Raw genomic sequence first — 24503 nt, forward strand, 5'->3', positions numbered from 1 at the left:
CACACCAAGGGGCGCCGAGCTCTCAAGCACTACCAAGGCGACGTCGGCATCGACGCCACCGTCCTGCCCACCTGAGCCAACCCACCCCGCCCCGGCAAAAGACTGGCCTCGACCGAGATCACCGCAGGCTGGCGCTACTCCGGCGGGGACGGACCGCCCACCTTCGGCTACAGCGCACCCTCGCCACCGCCGCCCGCACCCGCACCACCCTCGGCGACTTCCCGCAACTGGCGCTCGGCCTGGTCATCGACACCCCGCACAAACGCGTCGGCCCGAACGCGATCACCGCCCTGCACGGCTTCGCCCCGCTCGGCCTGCCCACCGGCGCCCTCGCGGTCGACCGCGCCTACACCGATCAAACCCCCGAGCACTTCGCCCATCCGGCCCGCGCGCTCGGCTACAAGCTGGCACTCGACTACAAACAAGACCAGCGCGGAGTCCAGGGCGACATCCACGGCGCGCTGCTCATCGACGGCAACCTGGCCTGCCCCCTGATGCCCGAGCGGCTGGCCCGCGCGACCACCGGCCTGGACGACCAAACCGTCCGCACCCCACCCGAGCAGCTCACTCAGCTGATCGCCGCCCGTGAACCGTATTGGCTCAAACTCAAGCAAGGCCCCGACGCCCAGGGGCGCATCCGGCTGCAATGCCCGGCCGCCGGCACGTCCCCCTCGGTGACCTGCCCCGCTTCACTCGCCTCCACCGCACCCAAGCCGCGCCGCCCGCCGCGGTGGACCTGACCAACACCCGCCAGCGCGCCGCGCACACCGCCGCCAAGCCGACCATCCTCCTGCCCGCAGGCGAACCCCTCCGGCCACCCAAGCGCACGGGCGACCCCGCGCACATCTGCCAGCAGACCACCATCACCCTGCACCCCGACGATCTCGGCACCAAGGACAAGTCCCGCCAGGACCCGCACTACCTGACCCCGACCTGGCAGGGAAAGTTCAAGTCATCCGGGCGGGCCAACACCGAGGGCATCAACGGCCACCTCAAGGGCCACCACATCGACCTCGGCGACCCCAAAAGCCGCCTCGCCCACGGCCGCGTCGCCCAAACCCTGCTCGCCGCGCTCATGGTCGCCATCGCCAACGAGCTCATCCTGCTGGCCGCAAGTCCACGACCGGCCCGAACCCCCGCCCAAGGAGACCCTCGCAAGCGGCGAACCCCATCTGGACTCGCAACCGCCGACGGCTGCCAGCAGACCACCACCATGCGATTGATCCACCCCGCTGACAACCCGACAGCACTACCTCGACCGCCGGCTCCCGCACGCCCAGCGGCCAGTCCCTTACGCGCTCCCAGCGGCCTGACACCACCCGCGCCCTTCACCACAGCCGCCACACCAGCCAGAACCGGCCCAGCCAGCGCCTTGAAGACCCCGGAAAACGCGAAATCCCGTCCGATCCAGATGATCGGACGGGATCCCGTCAACTTCCTTCAGGCCATCTCAAGAACGGCCCTGGGTGGAGATGAGGGGATTCGAACCCCTGACCCCTTCGATGCGAACGAAGTGCGCTACCGGACTGCGCTACATCCCCAAGGACTCGACTAGGTTAGCACTCCTTGGATGGTCCTTGCGCCACCGTTTCAGTCCCCCACCGCCCGCTTGGGCGGTTCCGCGTACTGGTCGAACAGCACATCCGGGTGTGGCGACGTGAGCTCGATCACCTCCGCCGGCGGCTCCTCCACCACGCGCCGCCGCTCCCGCGCCCGCCGCAGCCGTTCGGCGCGCGCCCGGCGGGCCCGTTCGCGGCGTTCCCTGTCCACGCGTACGGCCACCCGCAGGAACCCCATGTAGGAGAGCATGATCACGATGGATGGCGCCACGCCCCACCACGGGATCATCTCGACCGCGGCCGTCACGACGGAGGCGATCACCAGCAGTGCGCAGAAGAACAGCAGGCGGCGCCGTCGGGCCACGATGATGGCGCGGCGGCGCAGGCGGAACTGGCGGACGTCGACCTTCTCGACGACCTCAGGGCCATCCTCCTCGTCCCCGTCCGAGGGGCCCAGGTTGTCGAGGTCGGGCAGCTGGTGCTCGCCCGTGTAGTGCTCTTCGAGCTCGGCCAGCTCGGCGAGGTTGGTCTTGTCCCTGCGCAGCCACATCGGGATGAGGACGCAAAGCCACATCACCACGATGGCGAGATAGAGGAGGACGCTGCTCACGACCACCTCCGGGCAGCATGAAGACGCGTGTGGGTTCGTTGCGTCTTCAATCTGCTCACGTCACGCACCGTAAGACCGCGTGTCACTGATTGACGAGCATTCGGTGCGGTGTGTCGCGAGATCGTCAAACCTCTTCGACGGGTGACCCCCCGCGAGCTGCCGACTCACGCGCGCGACGCCACTGCACGAGCAGGCCGCCGGGAACGTCCTCGACGGTCAACGCGTAGCAGATGTGGTCGCGCCAGGCTCCGTCGATGTGGAGTTGGCGACGCCGAATGCCTTCTTCCCTGAATCCGAGCTTCTCAACCACCCTACGGCTGGCGTGATTCTCGGGGCGGATGTTCGCCTCCAGGCGATGCAATCCGGTGGTGAAAAAGCAGTGGTCAACGGCCATGGCCAGGGCGGTGGGGGTGATCCCCCGGCCGGCCACGGCGCCGTCGATCCAGTAGCCGACCTGGGCAGAACGGGCGGATCCCCACACGATGGCGCCCACGGTCAGCTGCCCCGCGAAACGCCCCTCGTACGTGACCACCCACGGCAGCGCCAGCCCCTGCCGGGCCTCCCTGCGCAGGGTGCCGACCATGGAGATGTAGGGGCCGAGGCCGGTCCTGAACAGCGGTGTCTCTGGATTGCTCGGCTCCCAGGGACGCAGCCAGTCGGCATTGCGCAGTCTGGTCTCGCGCCACACCCGTACGTCACTCAGCCGCAGCGGCCGGAGGCCTACCGGACCTTCGTTCAGTGTCGCCGGCCAGCCACGAAGTCGATCCACGCTCTCATCATCCCCCCAAGGGGCACGATGTCGCCACGCGTGCACCGAATCCGTGGTCAACGGGGGTGATCGCCGCCTCTGATCTGGTCGACCGCGTGCCGCAGGATCGGGGCGAGAACGGCGACGCCGTCGCGTACGCCACCGGACGATCCGGGCAGGTTCACGATCAGGGTGTCGCCCGCCTGCCCCGCGAGCCCTCGGGACAGGACGGATGTGGGTACCTTCTCCCGGTTCGCCAGCCTGACCGCCTCGGCAATGCCGGGAATCTCCCGGGAAATCACCCGGGCCGTCATCTCCGGCGTCAGGTCCATCGGCGTCAGCCCGGTGCCCCCGGTGGTCACGATGACCTCGTATCCGCCCGCGACGCCCTCACGCAGCGCCGCCTCGACGGCCTCGCCGTCCGGCACCACCACAGGACCGTCGACGGCGTCGCAGCCGGCCTCGTCCCGCAGCAACTCGACGAGCAGCGGTCCTGATTTATCGGCATAAATCCCGGCCGACGCCCGGTTCGACACGGTGATCACCAACGCCCGCATCACGCCTGCTCCCGCGCCCACCGGCCGGTCTTCCCGCCCAGCTTCTCCTCCACCCGCACATCGGTGATCACAGCGCCCGGATCGACCGCCTTCACCATGTCGATCAGCGCCAGCGCCGCCACGGAGACCGCCGTCAGCGCCTCCATCTCCACGCCCGTACGGTCGGCCGTCTTCACCCGGCACGTGATCGCCACGCCCCAGTCCTCGACGTCCAGCGTCACCTTCACGCCGTGCAACGCGATCGGATGGCAGAGCGGGATGAGGTCAGGTGTCCGCTTCGCCCCCATGATCCCCGCGATCCGCGCCACCCCGAGTGCGTCGCCCTTGGGCACCTCACCCGACCGCAGCAGCTCCACGACCTCGGCCGACAGCAGCACGCGCCCGGTGGCCACGGCGCTGCGGGCCGACACGTCCTTGGCGGACACGTCCACCATGCGCGCCGCGCCGGTCTCGTCGATGTGCGTCAACTCGCTCACAGCCGGATCACCTCCACCTCGCTGCCGCCCGCCACCTCGGTCACGTCCTCCGGCACGACGATCAGCGCGTTCGCCGAGGCCAGGGCGGCCAGTTGGTGGGAGCCCTGCCCGTGCACCGGCGAGACCGTGCCGTCGGAGGCGAGCACGCCCCGCAGGAACGACCGCTTACCCGCGGGCGATCGCAGCGCCCCGGTGACGTACGCGGTCACGGTCTCGGGCATGCCGCCCGGCAGCCCGCGCATCTTGTCGAGCGCGGGACGGACGAACAGCATGAACGACACGAAGGACGACACCGGATTGCCGGGAAGCGCGAAGATCGGCACCTGGTCGTCCCCCAGGACGCCGAATCCCTGCGGCATCCCCGGCTGCATGGCGACCTTGTCGAAGCGTACGGTGCCCAGAGGCGACAAAGCCTCCTTGACCGGCTCGTACGCCCCCATCGACACCCCGCCGCTGGTGATGATCGCGTCCGCCCGCAGCAGTTGGGTGTCGAGCTGCTCGAGCAGCGCGCCCGGATCGTCCCCGACGGAGCCCGCGCGGAACCCGTCGGCGCCCGCCTCCAGGACCGCGGCCGTCAACGTGAAGCTGTTGGAATCCCAGATCTGCCCCGGAGCGAGCTGCCCGCCCGGCTCCACCAGCTCGGCCCCCGTGGAGATGACGACGACCCGGGGCCGCGGCCGCGCCCAGACGCGCCGCCGCCCCACCCCGGCGATGATCCCCAGCTGTGCGGGGCGGATCACCGTGCCCGGCTTGAGCACGACCTCGCCGGCCTGGACATCCTCCCCCGCCCGGCGGATCGCGTTGCCGGCCTGGACCGGACGGTCGATCCGGACGGAGACCGTCCCCCCGTCCGTCCATTCCACCGGCACCACGGCGTCGGCCCCGGCGGGGAGAAGGGCGCCGGTCATGATGCGAACGGCGTGGCCGGGGCCCACGGCCCGCAACTCGTCGGACCCGGCGGCCACGTCGTCGATCACCGGCAAAGTCACCGGAACGTCGGATATGTCAGCAGCCCGTACGGCATAGCCGTCCATGGCCGAGTTGTCGAACGGCGGCAACGGCACCGGCGAGGCCACCTCCTCGGCCAGCGTCGCCCCCAGCGCCTGCTCCAGCTCCAGCTCCAGCGGCGCCAGCGGACGCACGGTGGCCAGGATCTCGGCCAGGTGCGCGTCAACCGACTTCATCGAGGAACTCCCGCAACCACGGCACGAAGTCCTTCGCCAGATCCTCCCGGTCCGCCGCGAACCTCACAACCGTCCGCAGATAGTCGAGCTTGTCGCCGGTGTCGTAGCGACGGCCCCGGAACAGCACGCCGTGCACCGGGCCGCCGGCGTCGCTGCCGCGGCCGGCGAGCGTGCGCAGCGCGTCGGTGAGCTGGATCTCGCCCCCGCGGCCCGGCGGGGTGTTCTCCAGCACCTCGAAGACGGCCGGGTCGATCACGTAGCGGCCGATGATGGCCCAGTTGGACGGCGCCTCGTCGGCCGGCGGCTTCTCGACCAGGTCGGTCACCCGTACGACGTCGTCCTCGGCGGTGGGCTCGATGGTGGCGACGCCGTACAGCGACACCTGCTCCTTCGGCACCTCCATCAGCGCGATCACGCTGCCGCCGTACGTGTTGCGTACCTCTATCATTCGTTTGAGCAGCTCGTCGCGCCGGTCGATCAGGTCGTCGCCGAGGAGGCAGGCGAACGGGTGGTCGCCGACGTGCTGCTTGGCGCAGAGCACCGCGTGGCCGAGCCCCTTCGGCTCGCCCTGCCGCACGTAGTGGAGCGTGGCCAGGGACGCGGGCTCGCGAACCTGGGACAGCCGGTGCTCGTCGCCCTTGGCCTCGAGGGCCTCCTCGAGCTCGAACGCACGGTCGAAATGGTCTTCGATGGAGCGCTTGTTCTTACCGGTGACCATGAGGACGTCGAGCAGCCCAGCGGAGGCGGCCTCCTCGACGACATACTGGATCGCGGGCTTGTCGACGATGGGCAACATCTCCTTGGGTGTCGCCTTGGTCGCCGGGAGGAACCGGGTGCCCAGACCCGCGGCGGGCACGACGGCTTTCGTCACAGGGTCGAAGTCAGCCATGAGTAGACCCTAGTGGAGGGACCTGTGGACAAGCTCAACCTGCGCCGCGACCTGAAAGCGGCGCGTAGCTCCCTCTCCCCCGAACAGCTGCGGGCAAACGCCATCAAAGTCCGCGAAACGCTGCTCGAACAGCCGTGGGTCCAAATGGCCGGATTGGTGGCCTGCTACTGGTCGACGGGGTCGGAGCCGGAGACGCACGGGCTCGTGTTCGCTCTCTGGAAACACGGCGCCACGGTGATCCTTCCCGTGCTGCGCGAGGACTACGACCTGGATTGGGCGGTGTACGACGGGCCGGACACGCTCAAGCCCGGCCGCTTCGGGATCATGGAGCCGGTCGACACGCGCCGCGGCGTCGACGCCATCCGCACGGCCGCGCTGGTGATCGTGCCGGCGCTGGCGGTCGACCGGCGGACGGGCGTGCGCCTCGGCCGCGGCGGCGGCTCGTACGATCGAGCCCTGGCCAGGGTCGGCCCGAACGTACCGACGGTGGCCCTGCTGCACGAGGGCGAACTGATCGACGGCGTCCCCGCGGAACCGCACGATCAGCAGGTCCGATATGCGGTGACACCAGAGGGACTCATTACTCTTATGTGAACACAGGGACGAGAGGGGGCCGGATGACGCATGACGTCTGGCTCCTCGTCGGCGCGGGGATCGTCATCGCGGCCATCGCATCCGTACGCGTGGCGCATCGCAGCGGTCTGCCGAGTCTGCTGCTGTTCCTCGGCTTCGGGCTGGTCCTGGGCGATTTCGGCTTCGGGTTCTCCATCAAAGATCCCCAGCTCGCCCAGCAGATCGGCCTGACCGCGCTGGCGCTGATCCTCGCCGAAGGCGGTCTGACCACGAACTGGTCCCATGTACGGCGTTCCGTCCCCATAGCCATGGTGATGGCGACCGCGGGCGTGACGGTCAGCATCGTCGTGCTGGCGCTGGCCGTACAGGGGCTGCTCGGCTTCGACGGCAACACCGCGCTGATCCTCGGCGCGGTGCTGGCCTCCACGGACGCGGCCGCCGTCTTCTCCGTGCTGCGCAGACTGCCGCTGCCGCCGCGCCTGGCGGGCGTACTGGAGGCGGAGTCGGGGTTCAACGACGCCCCCACGGTCATCGCCGTGGCGTTGCTCAGCGGGGGCTCCCACAACCCGTCCGTGGGAACGTTCCTGCTCCAAACCTCGATCGAGTTGGTCATCGGCGCCGCGGTGGGCCTGGGGGTGGGTCCCGCGGGCGCATACGCGCTGCGCCGCGTCGCGCTCCCCGCCTCCGGCCTGTACCCGATCGCCGTCCTCGCGCTCACGTTCGTCTCGTACGGCGGCGCGGTGCTGCTGCACGGCTCCGGGTTCCTGGCCGTCTACCTGACGGCGCTGATCCTGGGCAACTCGCGGCTGCCGCACCGGGCTGCGACCAGGGGTTTCGCGGAGGGCGCGGCGTGGCTGGCGCAGATCGGGCTCTTCGTCATGCTCGGCATGATGGCCAGCTACGAGGCGATGCCGTCGGCGATCGTCCCCGGGCTGGTCACCGGCACCCTGCTGGTGCTCCTGGCGCGGCCGCTGTCCGTACTGGTCAGCTCAGTGCTGTCGTGGGCGTTGAGACTGGGCTGGGTGAACTGGCGCGAGCAGATGTTCCTGTCGTGGGCCGGGCTGCGCGGCGCGATCCCGATCGTGCTCGCGACCATCCCATGGGCGGCCGGCGTCGAGGGCTCCGAGGACATCTTCAACCAGGTCTTCGTGATCGTCATCGTGTTCACCCTGCTCCAGGGGCCGACGCTGCCGCTCGCGGCGCGGCTCCTGCGGGTGGCCGCCCCCGGCGAGGCGCACGACCTGGAGGTGGAGGCGGCGCCGCTGGAGGAGCTCAAGGCGGACCTGCTGCAGATCAAGGTCCCGGCAGGGTCTCGCCTGCACGGCGTGGAGATCTTCGAGCTGCGCCTTCCTGCCGGCGCACAGGTCACCCTGATCGTCCGCGACGGCAAATCCTTCGTGCCTACCACCACCACGCGGGTCAGGGCCGACGACCAGCTCCTGATCGTCACCACCGCCGCCTGCCGCGACCAGGTCGAACGCCGGTTGCGGGCGGTGAGCCGCAGCGGCAAGCTGGCCGGTTGGTACGGGGAGCGGGGACAGGAATAGCCGTTTGACCTAATCGGTTAGCATTAGCAGTCGCAACGCTCGAGTGCCAGATTCTGTAGGAGGAGCCGCGTGCCGACTTACCAGTACGCCTGTAACGACTGCGGTGAGCAGCTCGAGGTCGTCCAGAAGTTCAGCGACGACGCGTTGACGGTGTGCCCGGCGTGCCAGGGGAACCTGCGGAAGGTGTTCTCCGCGGTGGGCATCGTTTTCAAGGGCTCCGGCTTCTACCGGACCGACAACCGCGCGTCGTCGTCTTCGTCGTCCTCGTCCAACGGGTCGTCCAACGGGTCGTCGTCCAACGGGTCGTCGAAGTCCTCGGAGAGCAAGTCCTCGGACTCCTCCAGCTCGTCCACCCCGGCCCCTGCGCCTGCCGCCGCCTCCAACTGAGCCTTACCGGCTCCAGAGCGAACGGCTCCTCCAGGGCGCGCCTTCCGGGCGCGCCCTTTCCAGCCGTACAGCTCTACGCGTCAACCCAACGGGCCGGTACCTTTCCCTCATGGGGAAGGACGGGACCGGTCATCGGCATGCCGTCGTCATACCCGGCGGCGGGTTCGGCCCGCAGGCGGGCCTGCTGGCGTACGCGAGCGCAGCCGCAGACCGCCGTGGCGCCGGCGTGGAGCTGATCTCGTGGAATCCGCCCTTGGACGGCCGCCCTTTGGAGGAGTTGTCGCCCTGGGTCCACGACCAGGTGACGCCCGTCGTGGCGAAGCTCCCCACGCCCACGCCCCTCCTGATCGGCAAGTCACTCGGCTCGTACGGCGCGAGCGTGGCCGCCGAGCGCGCCCTGCCGGCCGTCTGGCTGACGCCGCTGCTCACGATGGCCCCGTGCCGGGAGGCCCTGCGCCGTGCCACGAAGCCGTTCCTCCTCGTCGGCGGCACCGCGGACCCTTTCTGGGACGGCGCCGTGGCCCGGAAGCTGACGCCGCACGTGCTCGAGGTCACCGACGCCGACCACGGCATGAAGGTGCCGGGCCCGCTGCAGAGATCCGCCGAAGTCCTCGGCCAGGTGCTGACGACCATCGAACGATTCCTCGACGACGTCGTCTGGCGCTGACGCGCGGCCCGGCCGCCCCGCGATCGACCATTCACCCAAGCCGCGGACCATCTTGCCGATCGGCCACCAACGTCCGCGACCCGTCACGTCCCACGACAGGCGCTCCAACCGACCAACCAGGTGAGTTGGCACGTTATCCACAGAACGCGGCTCGGTCACGCCTGGCCCACCGCCGATGCGGCTACTCTCGGCGCCATGGTCACTCGCGCAGACATCGGCGTCATCGGCGGCTCAGGGTTCTACTCGCTTCTCGACGACGCCGAGGAGATCGAACTCGCCACTCCTTACGGCCCACCGAGCGACATCGTCACGATCGGACGCATCGGCTCGCGCTCGGTGGCGTTCATCCCCCGGCACGGGCGAGATCACCGCTTCCCGCCGCACCGCATCCCCTATCGTGCCAACCTCTGGGCGCTGCGTTCCCTCGGCGTCCGCCAAGTGCTCGCGCCGAGCGCCGTAGGGTCCCTGCAAGCCGCGTACGGCCCGGGGGCCATGGTCATCCCCGACCAGCTGGTAGATCGCACGTCAGGACGCGTTCAGACCTACTACGACATCGACGGCGCCGTCCACGTCTCGTTCGCCGACCCCTACTGCCCGTCCGGCCGCGCGGTGGCCGTCCAGGTGGCCCGCGCCGGCGATTGGGAGACCGTCGACGGCGGCACGCTGGTGGTCATCGAGGGCCCGCGCTTCTCCACCCGGGCGGAGTCCCAGTGGTTCGCCGCCAACGGCTGGTCGATCATCGGCATGACCGGCTTCCCCGAGGCGGTCCTGGCCCGCGAGCTGGCCCTCTGCTACACGTCGCTCTGCCTGGTGACCGACCACGACGCCGGGGTGGAGGCGGGCCAGGGCGTGACGCACGACGAGGTCCTCGAGTTCTTCGCGCAAAACGTCACCCGCATGCGCACGCTGGTGGCCGAGACCGTGGAGGCCCTGCCCGAAGAGCGCACGTGCCCCTGCGGCGGCGCCCTGGACGGCATCAAGCTCCCCTTCGACCTGCCGTGATCCAGTCCTGGCTGACCCGCTACGGCCGTCGCCGCCGCCTCATCGCGGCGGCGCTGGCCGCCCTAGCCGTCATCTCCGCCTATTTCGCCACCCGCCCAGCCTCACCGCCCGCCACGGTGCTGGTGGCGACCCGCGACCTCCCTCCCGGCCCTCTGACCCCGTCCGACCTCCACCCCACCCCCCTCAACCACCCTCCAGACGGAGCCGTACGCACGACCACGGCCGCAGCCGGCCGCTACCTCACGTCTCCCATGCGCAGAGGCGAGCCGCTGACGGACGCCCGCCTCCTGCACTCCTACCGCCTGCCACCCGGCATGGTCGCCACCCCCGTACGCATCTCCGACCCGGAGGCCGCAAGACTGCTCCACCCCGGCTCCACCATCACCGTCCTGGCCGCCGGCGAGGACAACCCCAACGCCGCACGCACCGTCGCAGAAGAGGTCACGGTCATCACCCTCCCGCAACCGGCCACACCCCACGCAGACACCCATGGCACCCTGATCGTCCTCGCCACCACCCCAACCCAGGCAACAGAGCTGGCAGCAGCCCAAGCAAGCGCCCGCCTATCCATCACCATCAAACCCTCTAACTCTGAGTAATCATTCGACTACGATCGTTCTCCATGACCGGATTCAAGAAGTTCCTCATGCAGGGAAACGTCATCGACCTGGCGGTCGCGGTGGTCGTCGGTGCGGCTTTCAACGCGATCGTGCAGTCGTTCGTGGCCGACCTCCTCACCCCGCTGATCTCAGCGTTCGGCGGCCTCCCCGACTTCTCATCCCTCAAGATCACCATCGGTCAGGCGAACTTCATGTACGGCAACTTCATCAACGCCGTCATCTCGTTCCTGATGGTCGCCGCAGTCGTCTACTTCTTGCTGGTGAAGCCGTACACCCACATCAAGGACCGCAACGCCGCCAAGGCCGAGTCGACCACCCGCGACTGCCCCGAGTGCCTGTCCACCATCCCGAAAGCCGCCTCCCGCTGCGCTTTCTGCAGCGTCGAGGTGCCCACCATCCAGCTGTAGCGCGCCGAGAGCAGAGGGAGACCGTCAGAGCAACGAACCCAGCTTGGGGTCATACTCCCAGTGCCAAGGCTCGAACGGGCTGCTGTAGGCCCAGGAGGGATGGAACCACCCATACTTCTTGGAGTTCTTCTCCATCCACACGAACTCGACGGACCCCGCGCGCTCCACCCCTCCACACAGGTCCACAGCCAGTCCGAGCCCGTGGTTGCTCCGCCCCGGCACGGCCGCGAACCCCGGCCGCCGGTAGTAGATGGCCTGCTGCTCGGCGAGATTCCGATAGGCGTCCGTGACGCATATGGGCTTCCCGAACCGCTTGCGATAGGCCTCGTTCAAGCTCACGAAGGCGATGGTCGCATCGGCCCGCAGGCTGAACCCCTTCTGCTGCAACGGGCAGAGCATGCTCTTGGGGATGAGCCCGTTGGGATAGTCGCCTGCCGTTGCCGCCCGCAGCGGATCACACCCCAGCGCCGCCCGCCCCACCTTGTCAACCTTGATCCCGAGCTTCACCAGCGCCGCGGTCAGCGACTTCACGATCTTGTCCGACCGCTGCCGCAACGTCTCGACCTCGGCCGCCAGCTGCGCCTCCGCCAGCAGATTGCCGGCCCGCAGCTCCTGAGCCTCGGCCGCCAGCCTTTCGGTCTCCTTGTAGAGCGCACTGGTCTGCTCGACGGCCTGCTGCCGTACCGCCACGATCTGGGTCGCATCAGAAAGAGCCCGCAGGGTCTTCTCATCCGCGCCCCCGGTCAGGAACGGCAGCACCCCTTCGGCCGCGATGGGCTGCTCGTACAGCAACTCGGCCATCTGCGACACGGGCTGCCGCATGACCGCGAGCTTCCGCTCCAGCTCCTGCAGCGCCGTCAGCTTGCTCCTGAGCTCTTTCTCGGAGGCCGCGATGGTGCTCCGCCGCTTCTCAAGGGCTTTGGTGGCTTCCTCAAGCTCCTTGGCGGACCGCTCCGCCTCTTTCCGCAGCTCGGTAAGGTTCCCCGGATCCCGCCGCTCCTGAACCCAAGCCTGGGCGCGGGTCCGAGCCGGGCCCTGAGCCTGGGCCGACGCAGAGGGCAAAAAAAGAGAAGCCGCCACCGCCATGACTACCGCGATCAGACCCGCTGATCGAGGGGCTGGCACCTTCGACTCCTCCGTATGCAAACTCGTTACCCGGGTCAGGCACGCACGTTACTACAGCCCCCGGAGTGTCCGAGCCGAACTCCGGAGAGCTGTTATGAGACAAAAAGCCCACTTTTGACAGCCACCCCCCACAACCAGCCACATCCCGCCCCGACCCCACCCACCTGGAGCCCCCACCTACCGCCGCCCTCGGCCACCCGCACCAACTTCTCCACGGGCCTTGCAGCCACCCGGAAGCCAAGAGGCCCCTCAAATCCCAGACAACCAACCCCCAGCAAACCCCTGAAGAACCGGCTCCTCCTGCTCCTGCTCCTGCTCCCTCTCCTGCCCCTGCTCCCGACACATCTCCCACAACCAGGTATCGACCCACTCCCCCGGGCATTCAGCCCCCGGCCGAATGGGAGCAGGCGTATAGGGCTCCTCCTCCACAACAGGCCGAGGCTCACCCCCGCCATCCCCCCGATCGACCTCCACCGTCCGAGCAGGCCTGGCCAGTGTCCTTACAGCCCCCGGCACAGGCCCTTCGTACAGTCGATCAGGATGAGCCGGCGCAGGCACGAGAACCGGCTCAAACGCCAGCCTCGCCCCACCCCCACCCGCCGTTACGCCAGCGGACCCCCCAAGCCCTTCAAACCCTTGGATCTGCCCGGCCAGCAACCCTCCAGCCAGGATCGCCGGCGCCAACAAGGCCCCGAACAACACCACGGGCCGCCGCCGCACCTGCCTGCATCGCCTCCTGGTCACAGCCAGAAGCTAGCCATGGGTGACGAGCGAGAATCTGATCACTTGTCATGGCTTTACCGCAGCTCAGAGCACCCATAACCATCCCCGCCAAACTGATCCCGGTCCGGCGTCACACGCAGTGCCATACTTTCGCTAGGCTTACGGGAGTCCGCCTCCGTAGCTCAGGGGATAGAGCACCGCTCTCCTAAAGCGGGTGCCGCAGGTTCGAATCCTGCCGGGGGCACTCATCTCCACCAGGCATTTTGCTCTCTGACCTGCGGTTTTCCTGCCGCAGGTCTTCTGCTTCCTAGGCCCTTGGTAGGTCGCCGAGGGCACCCGCATGCAGCCGTAGGACCTTAAGCTGGGGACATATGGGGGATGATCTTGAGGACGTTTCCCCAGGTCGCTCGCAGTTTATGGACCACTCTGGCACCGAGACGCTCCCCGGCCGCCGACCGGCGAGGCATTCCCGGGCGGCAGCGTAGGGAATGACTGTACAGACGTCGGCATGACGCTTGACCGCTCTATCCACGTTGTCCAACAGATTGGATCCTCAGAGTCCGCGTAGCCTCTGGCGAGGGCCATCGGCCAGGACGAAGCAGCCAAGCACCGGATCTCCGATGCCCTGATGTGGCGATCATGCCAGCACTGTAAAGGTGATCGCCATACTCCACGATCTAGCAAAATGTGGACTGATATATCAAATCGGCACAGGTGCCGCTCATTGCTCGCCCGTCTCCTGGGCACCGTACCGCTAAGGAGACCAGGTAGACGGGCTAGGAGCGATGTCACTGCCTCTTCACTCAGCGGCGTGAATCTGGTATCGGGCATATCGCAGATACATGGATCGATGCGCCATACTGACCGCGGCTCTACGCTCAATATGATGAGTCTGGTCGGGATGAAGCCGGATCAAGCTCGTAACCTGGCGGCGGCTGCCGAGGTTGCGGGTGGATCGCTTGTCGTCCAAGGTGCGGTGATTCGGCGGCTTTTAGAACGGTGGAACGGCGATGCCGGTCGTCTCGCCTCCTTTCCGGCGCGCGCCTCATGGGCACAAGACCAAGCCCAAGATATTCGGCGTCGCGCGGGACTGCTGGAAAAGGATCCGGAAGGTGTCCTGCTGTTCGCCAGCATGACAGGCGTCCTGGACATCTGGGAGAAGTACAAAGACCACACGAAGTATGTGACCAGGCCGCTCAAGGTAGTTGCGATCATGAGTGGCGTGGAGGCTGCGGTCCAACTGCAGAAACGGTGGGCTCAGGGGCGGAACGTCGCCGCGGCCCGCGCTGTCTATGACATCCGCCGCTACATGGGGGCGCTCCCCGGTAACCGAAAGCTCGGCGATCTGATCGCCGAGACGCTCAAGGCGCGAAAGATTCAAGATCTCTACAAACAGCCGTGGAAGTGGCAGCAGACAGTCTCAGCTGCCATGCAGCGGTTACGAGTGCCTGGCGCGCACCTGCTGGTCAAGAATCCTCCCGGTGCCGGGGTGCTCGCGCGTATCACGCTGCCTGCGGCCGTCGTCAGCGGCGTCAAAGAAGCTGTTATGCCCACCCATGAGGGTGCTCAGGGCTGGGTGGACCGCAGCATGGGCGTGGTTCAAGCCGGCGGCGCTGTCGCGGTCATGGGCGGCGCAGGGATAGCTACGGCGCTGGGCGCGTCGGCCGCCGTGGCTGCGGCGGTACCCGTGGCTGGATGGGTAGCTCTCGGCGTGGCCGGCGCCTATTTCCTGGGCAGTTGGGCGTGGGATAAATGGGGAGATGACATCAAGGCGGGAGTGGGAAAGGCTGTGGAAGGCGCGAAGAGCTTCGTCGAGAAGTTCAAGTTCTGGTGAGTCATCTGGTCGTTGAGGTTGGAGAGGCATCATGACGCCCATCGAGGTTCCTCCCCTGGCGAGTAGCAACCGGCGCATCGTGCCCATCTGGACGGATGGCCTGCTCGCCCTCGGTACCGGAGTCGTGGGCGGTGAGGTTTTCGGCCGGACCATCAACTATTGGATAGTCGCCGTCGGCGCGCTGCTGCTGGTGTCCTTTTGCAATCACGTGATCTTGACGGTCCTGGCTGGTGGAAGCATCGGCAAGCTCATCAGCGGGCTTCGTCTCATTCGCACGACCGACCTCGGTAAGCCCGGCGTTGGCCAGGCGATCCACCGTTGGCTCTGGGGCTTCTTCTACATCCTGATTTCCCCGGTGTTGATTCTGTCAGGCAGTGACGTGGATCACCTTGACATAGCAGGATTGCGGATAGTCCGAAAGGCGGATCTTCGCTGATGGGAGCTGACCGGTTGTGGAAACACGCCTCGATATGGAGCTGGCGGAATATCGAGCCCAGATAAGCCAGGCATTGGCAGAGGGCGGGACACAATCGCTGGTCCGATTAACCGACGAGGAACTGGCCGTCCTCGATCCAGAGGAGACGTTCATCCCCAAGCCTCATTTGTCCCGCATGGACTCTCAGCAACGCGAATGGGTGCTCGCGACGGCTCTGCGCTCGCTCGTCTCCCGCGAAGCCGTGGAGATCCGCAATATCGAGGAATTGGACGCTGCTTTACGTGGGGCACCAGAGGTTCAGATTGACATGCACATCCGAATGGAGGTTGATCTCGCCCTTACTCTCCGCCGTACCCCTGATCGTGTGCTTGCCGCCAAGCAGGACAGCGCCACCGGCACCGCGTTTGGCTATGTGCACATACACGCCGCCAACCTGCTGCTCGTGGAGCGCATAACCGCAGGCGGCATGCATCTGTTCACGCTGGCTGGCACGGTGGAGGATGCGGTGAATCTCGTTCAGCCGCTTGTGGACCCCTACGGGGTGGCCGATCGAGACGGCGAGAGCACTTCCTTGGATCCCTCAGCCCTGGATCGAGAGCATGTGGGCCCGCTCGCAGCGGTGATTGACAATGCCCGCATCGTGGGTGAACTGGTTCTTCTGAGCGATCCGCCCGGACCCATGGTGACGACGTACGCCACGGACCGGGCGGTCTGGGCGGTGGTCGTGGACAGCCCTCATGCACCGAGTGGGATAACAGCCCGGCCGGTGAGTGCCGCGACCCTGTCACGTCACATCGCTGAGATGCTGTCCGCCGGAGACCCGGAGGTTAGCCATGCCTGATCGATTGAGCGAGTGGCAAGCGGACATGCGCGTCATCGCCCAGGCCGCCGATGACATCGAACGAACGCTGGAAGCGGTGGACGCCACCTGCGATAGGAGTATTTGGGCTGGGCCTGCCGGAGATCGCTTCCGTGATGAGTGGGCGATGCACCGCTCGGCCATCCGCGCCGCCCTCGACGACGTCAGAGCTCAGGCCCAGACCATTACCGCACGAGTGAAGCGCGAAGCCGAAGAGCAGCGGCAGTAGGAGCCCTGAGCCGTTCCGCGCGTCCCCCAGCCGCTACTCTGACGCAGTTCTCTGTCGTGCGGCGTCAGGTGGCTGCTCGAGCTGCTGTTCGCGCTTGCGCTGCTCGTCCTTGAGGCGCTCAACCCTTTCGGCAAAATCTACAAGCGCTTCTTGTCTGCTAGGGGCACGGCGGTACCCTTCTATTCCGAGAGCGGCAGCGTTGTGCTCATGCTCGATATCGTCGGCTGTCTGTTGCAGGTTTAGGCTACGTTCCCGGAATTTGAAGTAGCCTGTCATCCCGGCCGAGATGCCCACGATGATACTTATAAACGGTGCCAGTACGCCAAATAATGGTATCTGGCCGGCCGCGCTCGTAACTGCTGTTGTTATTATCGAACCGATTATGATGATTGACTGAAAAGCGTTGTGCACTCGGCGGTACCGATTGGCGTTGGTGCGATAGTCGTCAATAACTAGGATGGCATCCTCGTGATACCATTCGAGGATTGCGACAGGATCATTTGAAGGCGCTCTGCGACGTAGTGACCTGAGAGTCTCGCGGTATTCGGCTAGATCTCGCTCCTTCTTGAATACTTCAAGTTGACGACGCCCCGTGTATATGATCAGGGCAGATGCTCCGCCTAGGAGGACCACGCCTATTGCCGTCAGCGCCCACAAGGGTAGTAAGGTGCGCGCATGAGGCAATAGGGCGTACGTGGCGGCGCCAGCCGACGCGAGAAGAACTATGATTAGAACACCAGCGGCGGCTGTGGAACGCTTAAAGCGAGCCCTCCTAAGTTCCTCTTCGGTCCTGTAGATCTGAAAGTTGACATCGGTGACATCTTCTTTGATGGTCGCAACAGACTCCGTCACTCGACCCCCAAAGTCTTTGCCAGTCGATCAGTCGCTGTGACCATACATTGGAAATCGGCCAGCGGAAAGGTATCTTTCGATCTATCTCTTCTTACCTCGCGGTGTCGAAGCGTAAGGGGATGTGCTTCTGGGAATAGTGTTAACTATGCGTCCACGAGAGAGCTCTGAGCGCCGCCCGGAGCGCGTTGGTGGTCGCGCGTGCGCTCGGATTGTGCGCACGTATTTGGCATGATCTCCCGCAGACGATCAGTGGACAGCCGGACAGCACCGGACACATGAAGAAGCCCTTGACCGCTGTTTCTGCTAGTCAAGGGCCGTCCGACGTTGTCGCGCTATCCGTAAATCAGGTGGCATGCGCGGTTACGGATGCGGAATTCAGGGCTGGAAGGCGGGAACAGTTCGTCGCACATCACGGCGACCAGCGGAACCTCTCGCTTCTTGCTGCCGTCTTCCCGGTCGATGCGCTTGGGCTCTTCCACACGATCAACACGAATCGTGCTCTTCCTGCGCGGGGCTACCGGGACGTTCTCAGGACGCCTACGCGGCGCAGCCAGGGCGGCTGATACACGACGGTTCCTCGGCGATATCACCTTGCCCTCCGACGCTTTGGGACTCGATCTTGGCGTCGATGAGCGGGGAGGCGTCCGACGCGCGGGTGTGGACGACAAGGGCGAGGTGACCACGACCGACCGTTCTGCAACGCTCAGCCGAGGCGTCGGCATCAAGGCGGCGTTCTTTCGGGGTGAGATACCGTCAGTCCCCCACGTACTCGACCAGATGCCGAGGCCTACGCAGACGAGGAGGCTGGCGACAAGCGCCGGTCGGGTCAGGCGATCATGGTTTCGCGTGGTCGAACTCTGCGGCGGGGCGGGGGTCGAGTACGTTCGCCAGGCTAGGGAGTCGGACGCGGCGAAGCGCCGGGACCGGTCCCGAAGCGGCATGCCGTACGGAGGCCGCCGTAGCGGGCGGACCTCTCTGGATGACTGGGCGGGGTGGTCGTGGTCTTCATGCATGGGTCCTCCTCTCTCGCTGCGCGTGCATGTCAGCGTGGCGCAGCGTGTCGGCGTTTGGCGGGAACGACGCGGCGTGGCGAGCCGCGCGAAGTGAATCGGCCCCGGTTGAGCCAGGGCCGAAAGTGATGAGCGTGAGCTATGTGTCCAAAGCATTGTTGATCTTGCCGTTGATGTGCTCTTGCTGGCCGTCGATGCACTTGGCGTAGACCCGCAGCAGCACGTCAACGCTGTGCCCGGCGCGCTTGGCGACCTCCGGAGCCGGGACGCCCGCGTTCAGCCAGAGCGAGACCGCAGCGTGGCGAAGGTCGTACGGCCGGGCGGCCAGCGACGAGGACACTTGTTCCGGTGTGAGGGCGAGTTTGCGGGCCTCCTGCCAGACGTAGGAGTAGGCCGAGCTGGAGTAGGAGCCGCCGGTGCCCGTGCGGAAGATCCTGCCGTCCTTGGCGGTGCCGTACTTCGCGATGTGTTCGCGGAGCATGGCGACCAGGACGGGCGGGATCGGGATCTCTCGGGTTTCCTTGTCCGCGCGGTGCTTCAGGCAGCGCGACTCGTGGGTCTCGCCGGAGTTGGTCCAGCGCTTCGTTCCCTGCGGTCGCGCCTTCTCCAGGACGATCAGGCCCCAGCCCGAGTCGGGCAAGGTGCAGTTTCTTTGGTGTAGGTCGGCCGCCTCCTCCGGTCGAAGGGCGGCGTAGTAGATGCAGGCGAACAGCGCCTTGAGCCGTACGCCGCGCTTGCGGCCCACCTTGGGGACCGCGTCGAGGAGCTGCCGGGCCTGCGCCGGGTTGACCACTGTGCGAGGATCGACGACCGTAGCTGCCTTTGGTGCCGTCCATTTGATCTCGTCCAGCGGGTTGCTGCTGAACGCCTTCTGCTCTACGGCGTGCTCCAGCAGGTGATGCAGGATGGAGCGCTTACGCCGTACCGTGTTCGCTCCCGCCGGAGCCCCGGAGAAGGTCACCGAGATCGCGTCGAGAGCCGTACGCAGGACGTGCGCCTCCCCCAGTGCCGACAGCGGCAGGGACGCCCGCTCCAGCCAGCTCAACGCCGCGGCTTGAGCCGTGGTCAGCTCGGCGCGTCTGTTCTCCGGGAGGAGAACGTGGAGCTTGAGGACCTCGCGCAGTTCCTCTGCGGCCGGACGGCGTGGCGCGGCGGCCACCAGGGCGGGGATCAGCGTCAGGAGCGCGTACGCGTCGGTCTCGCGGGTCCGGGCCGCTGAGGTGTTCCAGCGCCGAAGCACGTATGCCTGGGCGAACTCCAGGAATGACGGCCCGCAAGCCGCATGCGCGAGCATCGACACTGGCAGGCCGGTGGCGATGTCGAACTCCTCCCCCGCCTTGGTCGCCTGACGCAGGTCGGACATGAAGGCGTTGGCCAGGCCTTTGGTTCGGAAGCTCTTTGACTTCTGCTTGCCAGCAACCCGCCAGCGAGCGATATAGGCGGACGTGCTGCGGTCGGTGCGCTGCTGGATCTGGCCGAGCTTCACGTCGTAGGTGGTCTTCACTTCGCCTCCCGTCGCGAGTCGAGCCAGGCCGTGAGGTCGCTCCGCCAGACGCGGAGTTCGAGGTTGGGCAGTTGAATGCAGACCGGTGCGCGGCCGAGCTCGCGCCAGCGGTAGAAGGTGCGACGGGAGACCCCGCCCAACTCGGCGAGGACCTGCGCGACGGTCAGCAGCTCGTCACAGCGACTCATCGGGCACCACCAGCCGTGTCTGGGATACGAGTTCCCGTGATCGCGGCGGCGATGAGTTGATCTCCGAGGCTGTAGCCCTTGCCTGCATAGGTCCATTCGCTGATCACGAGAACGGTGTCCTCGTCGAAGAGGGGCAGGCGGCCTGTGGTGATCTCGTGGTCGCGGGCGTGCTGTTCGCGGGCGGCGCGGAGTTCGCCGAGGGTGGTGGAGTAGCGGCGGGATCGGGTGGAGAAGTGGCCGCGGAAGCCAAGCATGTGAGCCCAGTTGGCAAGACGGAGATCGGCCAGGTCCTCGATGGTGGCGAGGCGCAAGCATTCGGCGATCAGGCGTTTCGGGTGTTCACGAAGGTTGAAGGCGTCGAGGTCATCGAGAGGGTTGATGCGGCGATCGAGGGTGCCGACGCATTCGGCCGCTTTGGTGGCGTATTTCGCGATGTAGCCGGCGACGGCTTGTTCGGTGAGGTCGCCGTCCAGGGTGATGGGGCGGATGTCGAGCTGTTGGCCCCACTTGAGGAGGCGGGCGGGTTGGTCGTCGATGGCGGGCACGAGGGCGCTGACGACCTGGGCGGCGTGCCGTACGGCGTGCGTCAGGGCGTCGGCGGTGGCCCATGGAGGTGGTGGCGCGGCGGGGCCGCCGGGGCCGTCGAGGCGGATGACGGCGTGGAAGTGGACGACGCCGCGGCGCTGATACTCGGCGACCTTGGCGAAGGAGACGGTGAGGTGTTCGCGGAGATCTTTGAGGGTCAGGCCGCCGAGCTTGGCCAGGCGGCGGCGCAGGGAGTCGGCGAAGCGCTTCCACAGCAGCGGCGCCAGGGCGTTGAACAGAACCGATCCGGTGTAGTCGTAACAGTCCGGGCACAGTGGCTCGCCGAGATGGGGATCCTCCAGGCGATGCTTGACGGTGCAGGACATGACACGGCCGTGGGGGCAGGTTTCGGCGTCGCGGCGGGCGTGGCAAGGCAAGACCTTGCCGTTCTTCTCACACCGTGAATGGGCCGTTCCAAAACTTGGCGCGGTTAGGGTGACGAACAGCGTGGGATGAGCGGTCACGCTCTCCGGCACCCCCTTGCCACCGATCAGGCCCGCCCGGATCAGGTGGTAGGTGTCGGCGCGGTAGATCTCCGCGCAGGCCGGGCAGCGGGAGGCGCGGCGGGTCTTGCAGGGCAGGCGGAGGATTCCATCGGGTTCGTGGCGGGTGGTGTAGCAGTGCAGGAGCCGGCCCGTGGCGCGGTCGTAGTGCTCGACCTTCCCGCGCAGGTGGATGGGCTGACGGCAGCCACCGGTGGCACGGATCTGAGCGGCCCACCGGTCGTAGTCCGGGGCGTTGAGTCGGGCGATCACGCCCGCAAGGGCGTGCGGCTTGGTGGTGCATGCAGGCAAGATGGAAGCCTCCTTTCACTCGTTCGGGTGAGGGGATGGCCCCCGACCTGGCAGTCGTCTTGGCGGATGTGCGGCCAGGCCGGGGGCGCTGCGCCTATTGGGCGCCGTGGTTGTCGATGCCGGTGCCGTCGCAGTCGCGGCAGCGGTCGTGGTTGTCGTCGAGGCCGGTTCCGGTGCAGGTGCAGCAGCGGTAGTGGATAACAGTGATCAAGGGCTGTTCACCTCCTTGGGCGGGGTGTCGTGGTGAGGTAGATGCGCCAGTGGGAGGGCCTGGCGCGGTCGGGGTAAAGGCGTGAGGCGCCGATGACGGTGAAGTTCAGGCGCAGGCGGAACAGGGCGTCGATGACTTCGGCACGGGTGCCGTCGAGGCGGATGCGCATGGTCGCTTCTCCTGCTGGTCAGGTGGTGGGCATTGGGTCCGGCTGGATGCAGCCGCGGTAGCTGTTCTCGGCGTCGTGGAGGGCGCGGGCGGCGGTCAGGACGGCCACGGCCCGGTACTCCACCGGCCCGAAGCAGACCGAGGTGGCGTAGTGGCCGTACTTGGAGTCCTCGAAGTCGATGCGGGAGCCGACGTGGGCGGCGATCTGGTCGATCTCGGCGCGCATGTCGGCGTCGTTGTCGTGCTCGGGGAAGTGGTGGACGACGACGTGAGGGGAGGCGGGCACCTCGGGGTGGGCCTCCAGGAAAGCGGCCAGGTCGAGCAGGCCGTTGATGAGGTCGGTGCGGCGGTTGCGAGTCATGGGGCGATCTCCCTTCTGTGTTAGGCGGTGCGTAGGGTCCGGAGCAGGTCCGAGGCGAGTTGGTTGGACACGCCCAGGTGGGCACGTAGGGCGTCGCGGGTGATGGGCTTGCCGTGCTTGGCCTGGTGTTCGTCGGCGACACGGCGGGCGTAGTTGACGAGTGCCGGTGCAGGACCGTCCTCTTGGTCGTCCAGGGGGTCGTCCTCGTCCCGCTCGTCGGTGGGGACGAGTTCCGGGACGGCGGACGGGGTCAGGACGGGCGAGGACGAGACGTCCGGGATCTCCGTTGTTTCGGGACGGGCGTGAGATGCGCGGCGTTCGAGCATGGAGACGGCGAGCAGGAAGGCACCCGCAGGGGTGGCGGCGGTGATCCAGCCCCAGACGGTTGGGGCGGCTTGGGCGAGGTTGGCGGCCAAGGACAGGACGATGCCGCCGACCAGGACCAGGACGGGCCACGAGGCGAGGCCGCGCGGTGCTCGGCCGGTCTTCTTATCGCGTTGGCGTTCGCGGGCGGCCATGACGCAGGTCAGATCGATGCAGACGGCGATGGCCCAGGACATCCACCCGGTTTGGCCGTGCTCGGCTGCGGTGTCGCGGATGTGAGTGAACGATCCGGCACCGGCGATGATGGCCAGGACGAGAACCGGGCCGGTGTCGAGCAGCCAGCAGGCCAAGCGTCGCATCGTGCCCTCCCTTCGGATTCTCAGGCGTTGATGGGTTCGGGAAGGTGGCTGGTGATCTCGTCCCAGGGCGGGGCGAGGTGGGCGTGGGTACGGGCGGCCTGTTCGGCGGTCTGCTCGGTGACGTAGAAGGAGCGGGCGCGGTACCACTGGCCGTCCTGACCGGCGACGATGGCGACGCCGGGTGTCTCGGCAGGGATGGCGCGGGCGGAGACCAGAGCGGCCGGGTCGAGGTCGCCGAGGGTCATGGTGGCGGTCTCGGGATCGTTGACCCGGTGGCAGATCCGGCCCGAGCACTGGGCCCGGAGGGCGGTGACGCCGGGGCCGAGGTCGGAGCCGATCCGCTGGCCGCAGCAGAACAGGTAGATGCCGAACGCCCGTCCGAGCTGTGCCACCCGTAGGAGTGCGGTCGAGGTCTTGGCGATCTCGTCCTTCTCGCTCTTGTCGGCCATCAGGTACAGCTCGGCCAGCTCGTCGACCAGGACCACGATCGGGACCGGGCGGATGCCGGGCGGGAGTTGCCAGATGTTGCGGGCACCGGCCTGGCGGCACAGTCCCATGCGATCGACCATCAGGCCGATGAGGTCATCCAGCAGCGTGACCGTCTCGGCGCGCGAGGTGGCCAGTGCGGATAGGCGCGGACTGTAGGGCGTGAACTCGACCCCGCCTTTCAGGTCGAAGCCGACCAAGGCGACGGGTTGTGGAGCCAGCCCGACGATCAGAGCGTTGGCGAGGTTGGACTTGCCGGATTGGGTCGCGCCCGCGTTGAGCCAGTGCGGCACGGTCCGGAAGTCGATGGTCCATGGCGTGCCGTTCTCCAGCCGTCCCAGGGTGACCTTGAGCAGGTCTGTCGAGGCGGGCAGGTGATCGACCTTGATGAGCGGATCGCGCATGGTGGCCATCAGAACCACCCGCCCGGGCCGGGGCGAGGATGCGCGGATGGCGTGCACGCCCCAGGAGTGCGCCAGGCGTTCGGCGGCGTCGGCGTAGTCGCCGGGTGTCTGGCCTTCCAGGGTGTGCAGGGTGACGCGCCAGCCGTGCCGGGTGGGCAGCGGTAGCCACATGAACGGCTTGGTGTCCACGGCGATGCGCTGGAAGCGGCGCTTGACGCGGACTATGCCGGTGGAGGCGACCATGCCGGGTACGGTGGTGAACCAGAAGCGTTGCCGCTTCTTGGTCAGGCCGCAGCCGAGGGCGACCCGCCGCCAGGACGCGCGTACGGACAGGGCGATGATCGGGTAGCCGATCGCCAGCCAGAACGAGCCGGGGTGCCAGCGGCGCCAGGCCCACAGCCCGGCCGCGACAGCGGCCAGGACTGTGAGCAGGACGAGCGCGTCACGCATCGGCGCTCTCCCGCACAGGGAGGAGGGCCGAGGCGCGGTAGCTGATGCCCCACCGGCCGGCGATCTCCCAGACGTAGCCGAGCAGGCCGACCGGGTTGACCTGATCGCCGACGCCGATGGGCGGCTCTCCGGTTGTGGCGATCTTGACGAGTTCGATCCGGCCGAACTCGTCCTCTACCGAGACGGTGACCTCGAAGACGGTGTTGCCGTTCTTGTCGGTCTTGATCTCGCCGGTGTCGCGGTTGAGCACCCGCGGACGCGGGGCCTTGACGCAGGTAATGGCGAGCTTGCTGACATCCACGGGAATGGGAACGGAACGCATACTGTGACCTCCTTATTCGTCCTAGCCAACATAGTTAACCTAGTTGGCTCAGT

General features: G+C 67.1%; 30 protein-coding genes and 2 tRNA genes. 13 read left to right on the forward strand and 19 right to left on the reverse strand.

All coding sequences use genetic code 11. The features are described 5' to 3' along the window. Nucleotides 1–167: 167 nt before the first annotated feature. Nucleotides 168–455 carry a hypothetical protein gene (locus tag ID574_RS53295; RefSeq protein WP_188196764.1) on the reverse strand — a complete coding sequence of 96 codons (288 nt, stop codon included), beginning with the start codon at nucleotides 453–455 and terminating at the stop codon, nucleotides 168–170. 39 nt (nucleotides 456–494) lie between these two features. On the opposite strand from ID574_RS53295, the gene ID574_RS53300 reads away from it, so the two are divergent. Then, nucleotides 495–740, forward strand: coding sequence for a hypothetical protein (locus tag ID574_RS53300; RefSeq protein ID WP_188196765.1), 246 nt, complete (start codon nucleotides 495–497; stop codon nucleotides 738–740). 727 nt (nucleotides 741–1467) lie between these two features. On the opposite strand, the gene ID574_RS53305 is transcribed toward ID574_RS53300, so the two are convergent. The 7 genes from ID574_RS53305 to galU form a co-directional block, all read right to left on the reverse strand. Next, nucleotides 1468–1541 (reverse strand) — tRNA-Ala (locus tag ID574_RS53305). A 49-nt stretch (nucleotides 1542–1590) separates the two neighbouring features. Further along, complete coding sequence (sepX, locus tag ID574_RS53310; RefSeq protein WP_188196766.1) at nucleotides 1591–2169, reverse strand: divisome protein SepX/GlpR; 579 nt, start codon at nucleotides 2167–2169, stop codon at nucleotides 1591–1593. 124 nt (nucleotides 2170–2293) lie between these two features. Next, complete coding sequence (locus ID574_RS53315; RefSeq protein WP_188196767.1) at nucleotides 2294–2938, reverse strand: GNAT family N-acetyltransferase; 645 nt, start codon at nucleotides 2936–2938, stop codon at nucleotides 2294–2296. Nucleotides 2939–2994: 56 nt separating this feature from the next. Continuing rightward, on the reverse strand, nucleotides 2995–3474 hold the full coding sequence (locus ID574_RS53320; RefSeq protein WP_188196813.1) for a MogA/MoaB family molybdenum cofactor biosynthesis protein: 480 nt from the start codon (nucleotides 3472–3474) through the stop codon (nucleotides 2995–2997). Next, nucleotides 3474–3950 carry a cyclic pyranopterin monophosphate synthase MoaC gene (gene moaC, locus ID574_RS53325; RefSeq protein WP_188196768.1) on the reverse strand — a complete coding sequence of 159 codons (477 nt, stop codon included), beginning with the start codon at nucleotides 3948–3950 and terminating at the stop codon, nucleotides 3474–3476. Before moaC ends, ID574_RS53320 begins: the two co-directional genes overlap by 1 nt. Then, on the reverse strand, nucleotides 3947–5134 hold the full coding sequence (gene glp / locus ID574_RS53330) for a molybdotransferase-like divisome protein Glp (protein WP_188196769.1): 1188 nt from the start codon (nucleotides 5132–5134) through the stop codon (nucleotides 3947–3949). Before glp ends, moaC begins: the two co-directional genes overlap by 4 nt. After that, entirely contained in the window at nucleotides 5121–6023 is a 903-nt protein-coding gene (gene galU, locus ID574_RS53335; protein WP_188196770.1) for a UTP--glucose-1-phosphate uridylyltransferase GalU, read from the reverse strand. The genes glp and galU overlap by 14 nt, the downstream gene beginning before the upstream one ends. A 24-nt stretch (nucleotides 6024–6047) precedes the next feature. Here galU and ID574_RS53340 point away from each other — a divergent pair, with 24 nt between their 5' ends. From ID574_RS53340 to mscL, 7 genes are all read left to right on the forward strand, one after another. Then, nucleotides 6048–6617, forward strand: coding sequence for a 5-formyltetrahydrofolate cyclo-ligase (locus tag ID574_RS53340; protein WP_188196771.1), 570 nt, complete (start codon nucleotides 6048–6050; stop codon nucleotides 6615–6617). Nucleotides 6618–6640: 23 nt separating this feature from the next. Beyond that, nucleotides 6641–8143 (forward strand): potassium/proton antiporter, encoded by a 1503-nt coding sequence (locus tag ID574_RS53345; RefSeq protein ID WP_188196772.1) that lies wholly within the window; start codon nucleotides 6641–6643, stop codon nucleotides 8141–8143. Nucleotides 8144–8212: 69 nt separating this feature from the next. Then, nucleotides 8213–8530, forward strand: a complete 318-nt coding sequence (locus tag ID574_RS53350) for an FmdB family zinc ribbon protein (RefSeq protein ID WP_188196773.1) — start codon at nucleotides 8213–8215, stop codon at nucleotides 8528–8530. A gap of 109 nt (nucleotides 8531–8639) precedes the next feature. Continuing rightward, nucleotides 8640–9197 carry an alpha/beta hydrolase gene (locus tag ID574_RS53355; RefSeq protein WP_188196774.1) on the forward strand — a complete coding sequence of 186 codons (558 nt, stop codon included), beginning with the start codon at nucleotides 8640–8642 and terminating at the stop codon, nucleotides 9195–9197. A gap of 195 nt (nucleotides 9198–9392) precedes the next feature. Next, entirely contained in the window at nucleotides 9393–10199 is an 807-nt protein-coding gene (locus ID574_RS53360; RefSeq protein WP_188196775.1) for an S-methyl-5'-thioadenosine phosphorylase, read from the forward strand. Next, complete coding sequence (gene cpaB / locus ID574_RS53365; protein WP_223168025.1) at nucleotides 10196–10798, forward strand: Flp pilus assembly protein CpaB; 603 nt, start codon at nucleotides 10196–10198, stop codon at nucleotides 10796–10798. Before ID574_RS53360 ends, cpaB begins: the two co-directional genes overlap by 4 nt. Before the next feature lie 23 nt (nucleotides 10799–10821). Continuing rightward, a complete protein-coding gene (mscL, locus tag ID574_RS53370) occupies nucleotides 10822–11226 on the forward strand; it encodes a large conductance mechanosensitive channel protein MscL (protein WP_188196776.1) in 405 nt (134 codons plus the stop codon). A gap of 24 nt (nucleotides 11227–11250) precedes the next feature. Here the strand turns inward: mscL and ID574_RS53375 are convergent, their stop codons facing one another. Further along, nucleotides 11251–12288 (reverse strand): M15 family metallopeptidase, encoded by a 1038-nt coding sequence (locus ID574_RS53375; protein WP_223168026.1) that lies wholly within the window; start codon nucleotides 12286–12288, stop codon nucleotides 11251–11253. A gap of 957 nt (nucleotides 12289–13245) precedes the next feature. Between ID574_RS53375 and ID574_RS53380 the strand changes: the two genes are divergently transcribed. From ID574_RS53380 to ID574_RS53400, 5 genes are all read left to right on the forward strand, one after another. Then, nucleotides 13246–13318: transfer RNA gene (locus tag ID574_RS53380), tRNA-Arg, on the forward strand. Between the two features lie 567 nt (nucleotides 13319–13885). Beyond that, a complete protein-coding gene (locus tag ID574_RS53385; RefSeq protein ID WP_188196777.1) occupies nucleotides 13886–14908 on the forward strand; it encodes a hypothetical protein in 1023 nt (340 codons plus the stop codon). A gap of 31 nt (nucleotides 14909–14939) precedes the next feature. Next, complete coding sequence (locus ID574_RS53390) at nucleotides 14940–15344, forward strand: RDD family protein (protein ID WP_188196778.1); 405 nt, start codon at nucleotides 14940–14942, stop codon at nucleotides 15342–15344. A 16-nt stretch (nucleotides 15345–15360) separates the two neighbouring features. Beyond that, a complete protein-coding gene (locus tag ID574_RS53395; RefSeq protein ID WP_223168027.1) occupies nucleotides 15361–16185 on the forward strand; it encodes a hypothetical protein in 825 nt (274 codons plus the stop codon). Further along, the gene (locus ID574_RS53400) at nucleotides 16178–16432 is read left to right on the forward strand and encodes a hypothetical protein (RefSeq protein ID WP_188196779.1); all 255 of its coding nucleotides are present in this window, start codon (nucleotides 16178–16180) and stop codon (nucleotides 16430–16432) included. The genes ID574_RS53395 and ID574_RS53400 overlap by 8 nt, the downstream gene beginning before the upstream one ends. Before the next feature lie 33 nt (nucleotides 16433–16465). Here the strand turns inward: ID574_RS53400 and ID574_RS53405 are convergent, their stop codons facing one another. The 10 genes from ID574_RS53405 to ID574_RS53450 all read right to left on the reverse strand — a co-directional run bounded on the left by ID574_RS53405 (nucleotide 16466) and on the right by ID574_RS53450 (nucleotide 24450). Beyond that, complete coding sequence (locus ID574_RS53405; protein WP_188196780.1) at nucleotides 16466–17284, reverse strand: DUF4231 domain-containing protein; 819 nt, start codon at nucleotides 17282–17284, stop codon at nucleotides 16466–16468. A 332-nt stretch (nucleotides 17285–17616) separates the two neighbouring features. Beyond that, nucleotides 17617–17763, reverse strand: coding sequence for a hypothetical protein (locus ID574_RS53410; protein ID WP_188196781.1), 147 nt, complete (start codon nucleotides 17761–17763; stop codon nucleotides 17617–17619). Between the two features lie 670 nt (nucleotides 17764–18433). Beyond that, nucleotides 18434–19798, reverse strand: coding sequence for a tyrosine-type recombinase/integrase (locus ID574_RS53415; RefSeq protein WP_188196782.1), 1365 nt, complete (start codon nucleotides 19796–19798; stop codon nucleotides 18434–18436). Then, the gene (locus tag ID574_RS53420) at nucleotides 19795–19986 is read right to left on the reverse strand and encodes a helix-turn-helix transcriptional regulator (protein WP_188196783.1); all 192 of its coding nucleotides are present in this window, start codon (nucleotides 19984–19986) and stop codon (nucleotides 19795–19797) included. Before ID574_RS53420 ends, ID574_RS53415 begins: the two co-directional genes overlap by 4 nt. Continuing rightward, nucleotides 19983–21365, reverse strand: a complete 1383-nt coding sequence (locus ID574_RS53425) for a replication initiator (protein ID WP_223168028.1) — start codon at nucleotides 21363–21365, stop codon at nucleotides 19983–19985. The genes ID574_RS53420 and ID574_RS53425 overlap by 4 nt, the downstream gene beginning before the upstream one ends. A gap of 218 nt (nucleotides 21366–21583) precedes the next feature. Beyond that, nucleotides 21584–21745: a hypothetical protein gene (locus ID574_RS53430; RefSeq protein ID WP_164903968.1), complete on the reverse strand. Its 162-nt coding sequence runs from the start codon at nucleotides 21743–21745 to the stop codon at nucleotides 21584–21586. 18 nt (nucleotides 21746–21763) lie between these two features. Beyond that, nucleotides 21764–22105 (reverse strand): hypothetical protein, encoded by a 342-nt coding sequence (locus ID574_RS53435; protein WP_188196784.1) that lies wholly within the window; start codon nucleotides 22103–22105, stop codon nucleotides 21764–21766. Nucleotides 22106–22125: 20 nt separating this feature from the next. Then, entirely contained in the window at nucleotides 22126–22788 is a 663-nt protein-coding gene (locus ID574_RS53440; RefSeq protein ID WP_188196785.1) for a DUF2637 domain-containing protein, read from the reverse strand. 20 nt (nucleotides 22789–22808) lie between these two features. Then, entirely contained in the window at nucleotides 22809–24128 is a 1320-nt protein-coding gene (locus ID574_RS53445) for an FtsK/SpoIIIE domain-containing protein (RefSeq protein ID WP_188196786.1), read from the reverse strand. Then, the gene (locus ID574_RS53450; protein ID WP_164903969.1) at nucleotides 24121–24450 is read right to left on the reverse strand and encodes an SCO3933 family regulatory protein; all 330 of its coding nucleotides are present in this window, start codon (nucleotides 24448–24450) and stop codon (nucleotides 24121–24123) included. Before ID574_RS53450 ends, ID574_RS53445 begins: the two co-directional genes overlap by 8 nt. Nucleotides 24451–24503: the final 53 nt, after the last annotated feature.

Origin of the sequence: Nonomuraea sp. SYSU D8015 (assembly GCF_008065375.1) — a bacterium.
GTDB lineage: Bacteria > Actinomycetota > Actinomycetes > Streptosporangiales > Streptosporangiaceae > Nonomuraea.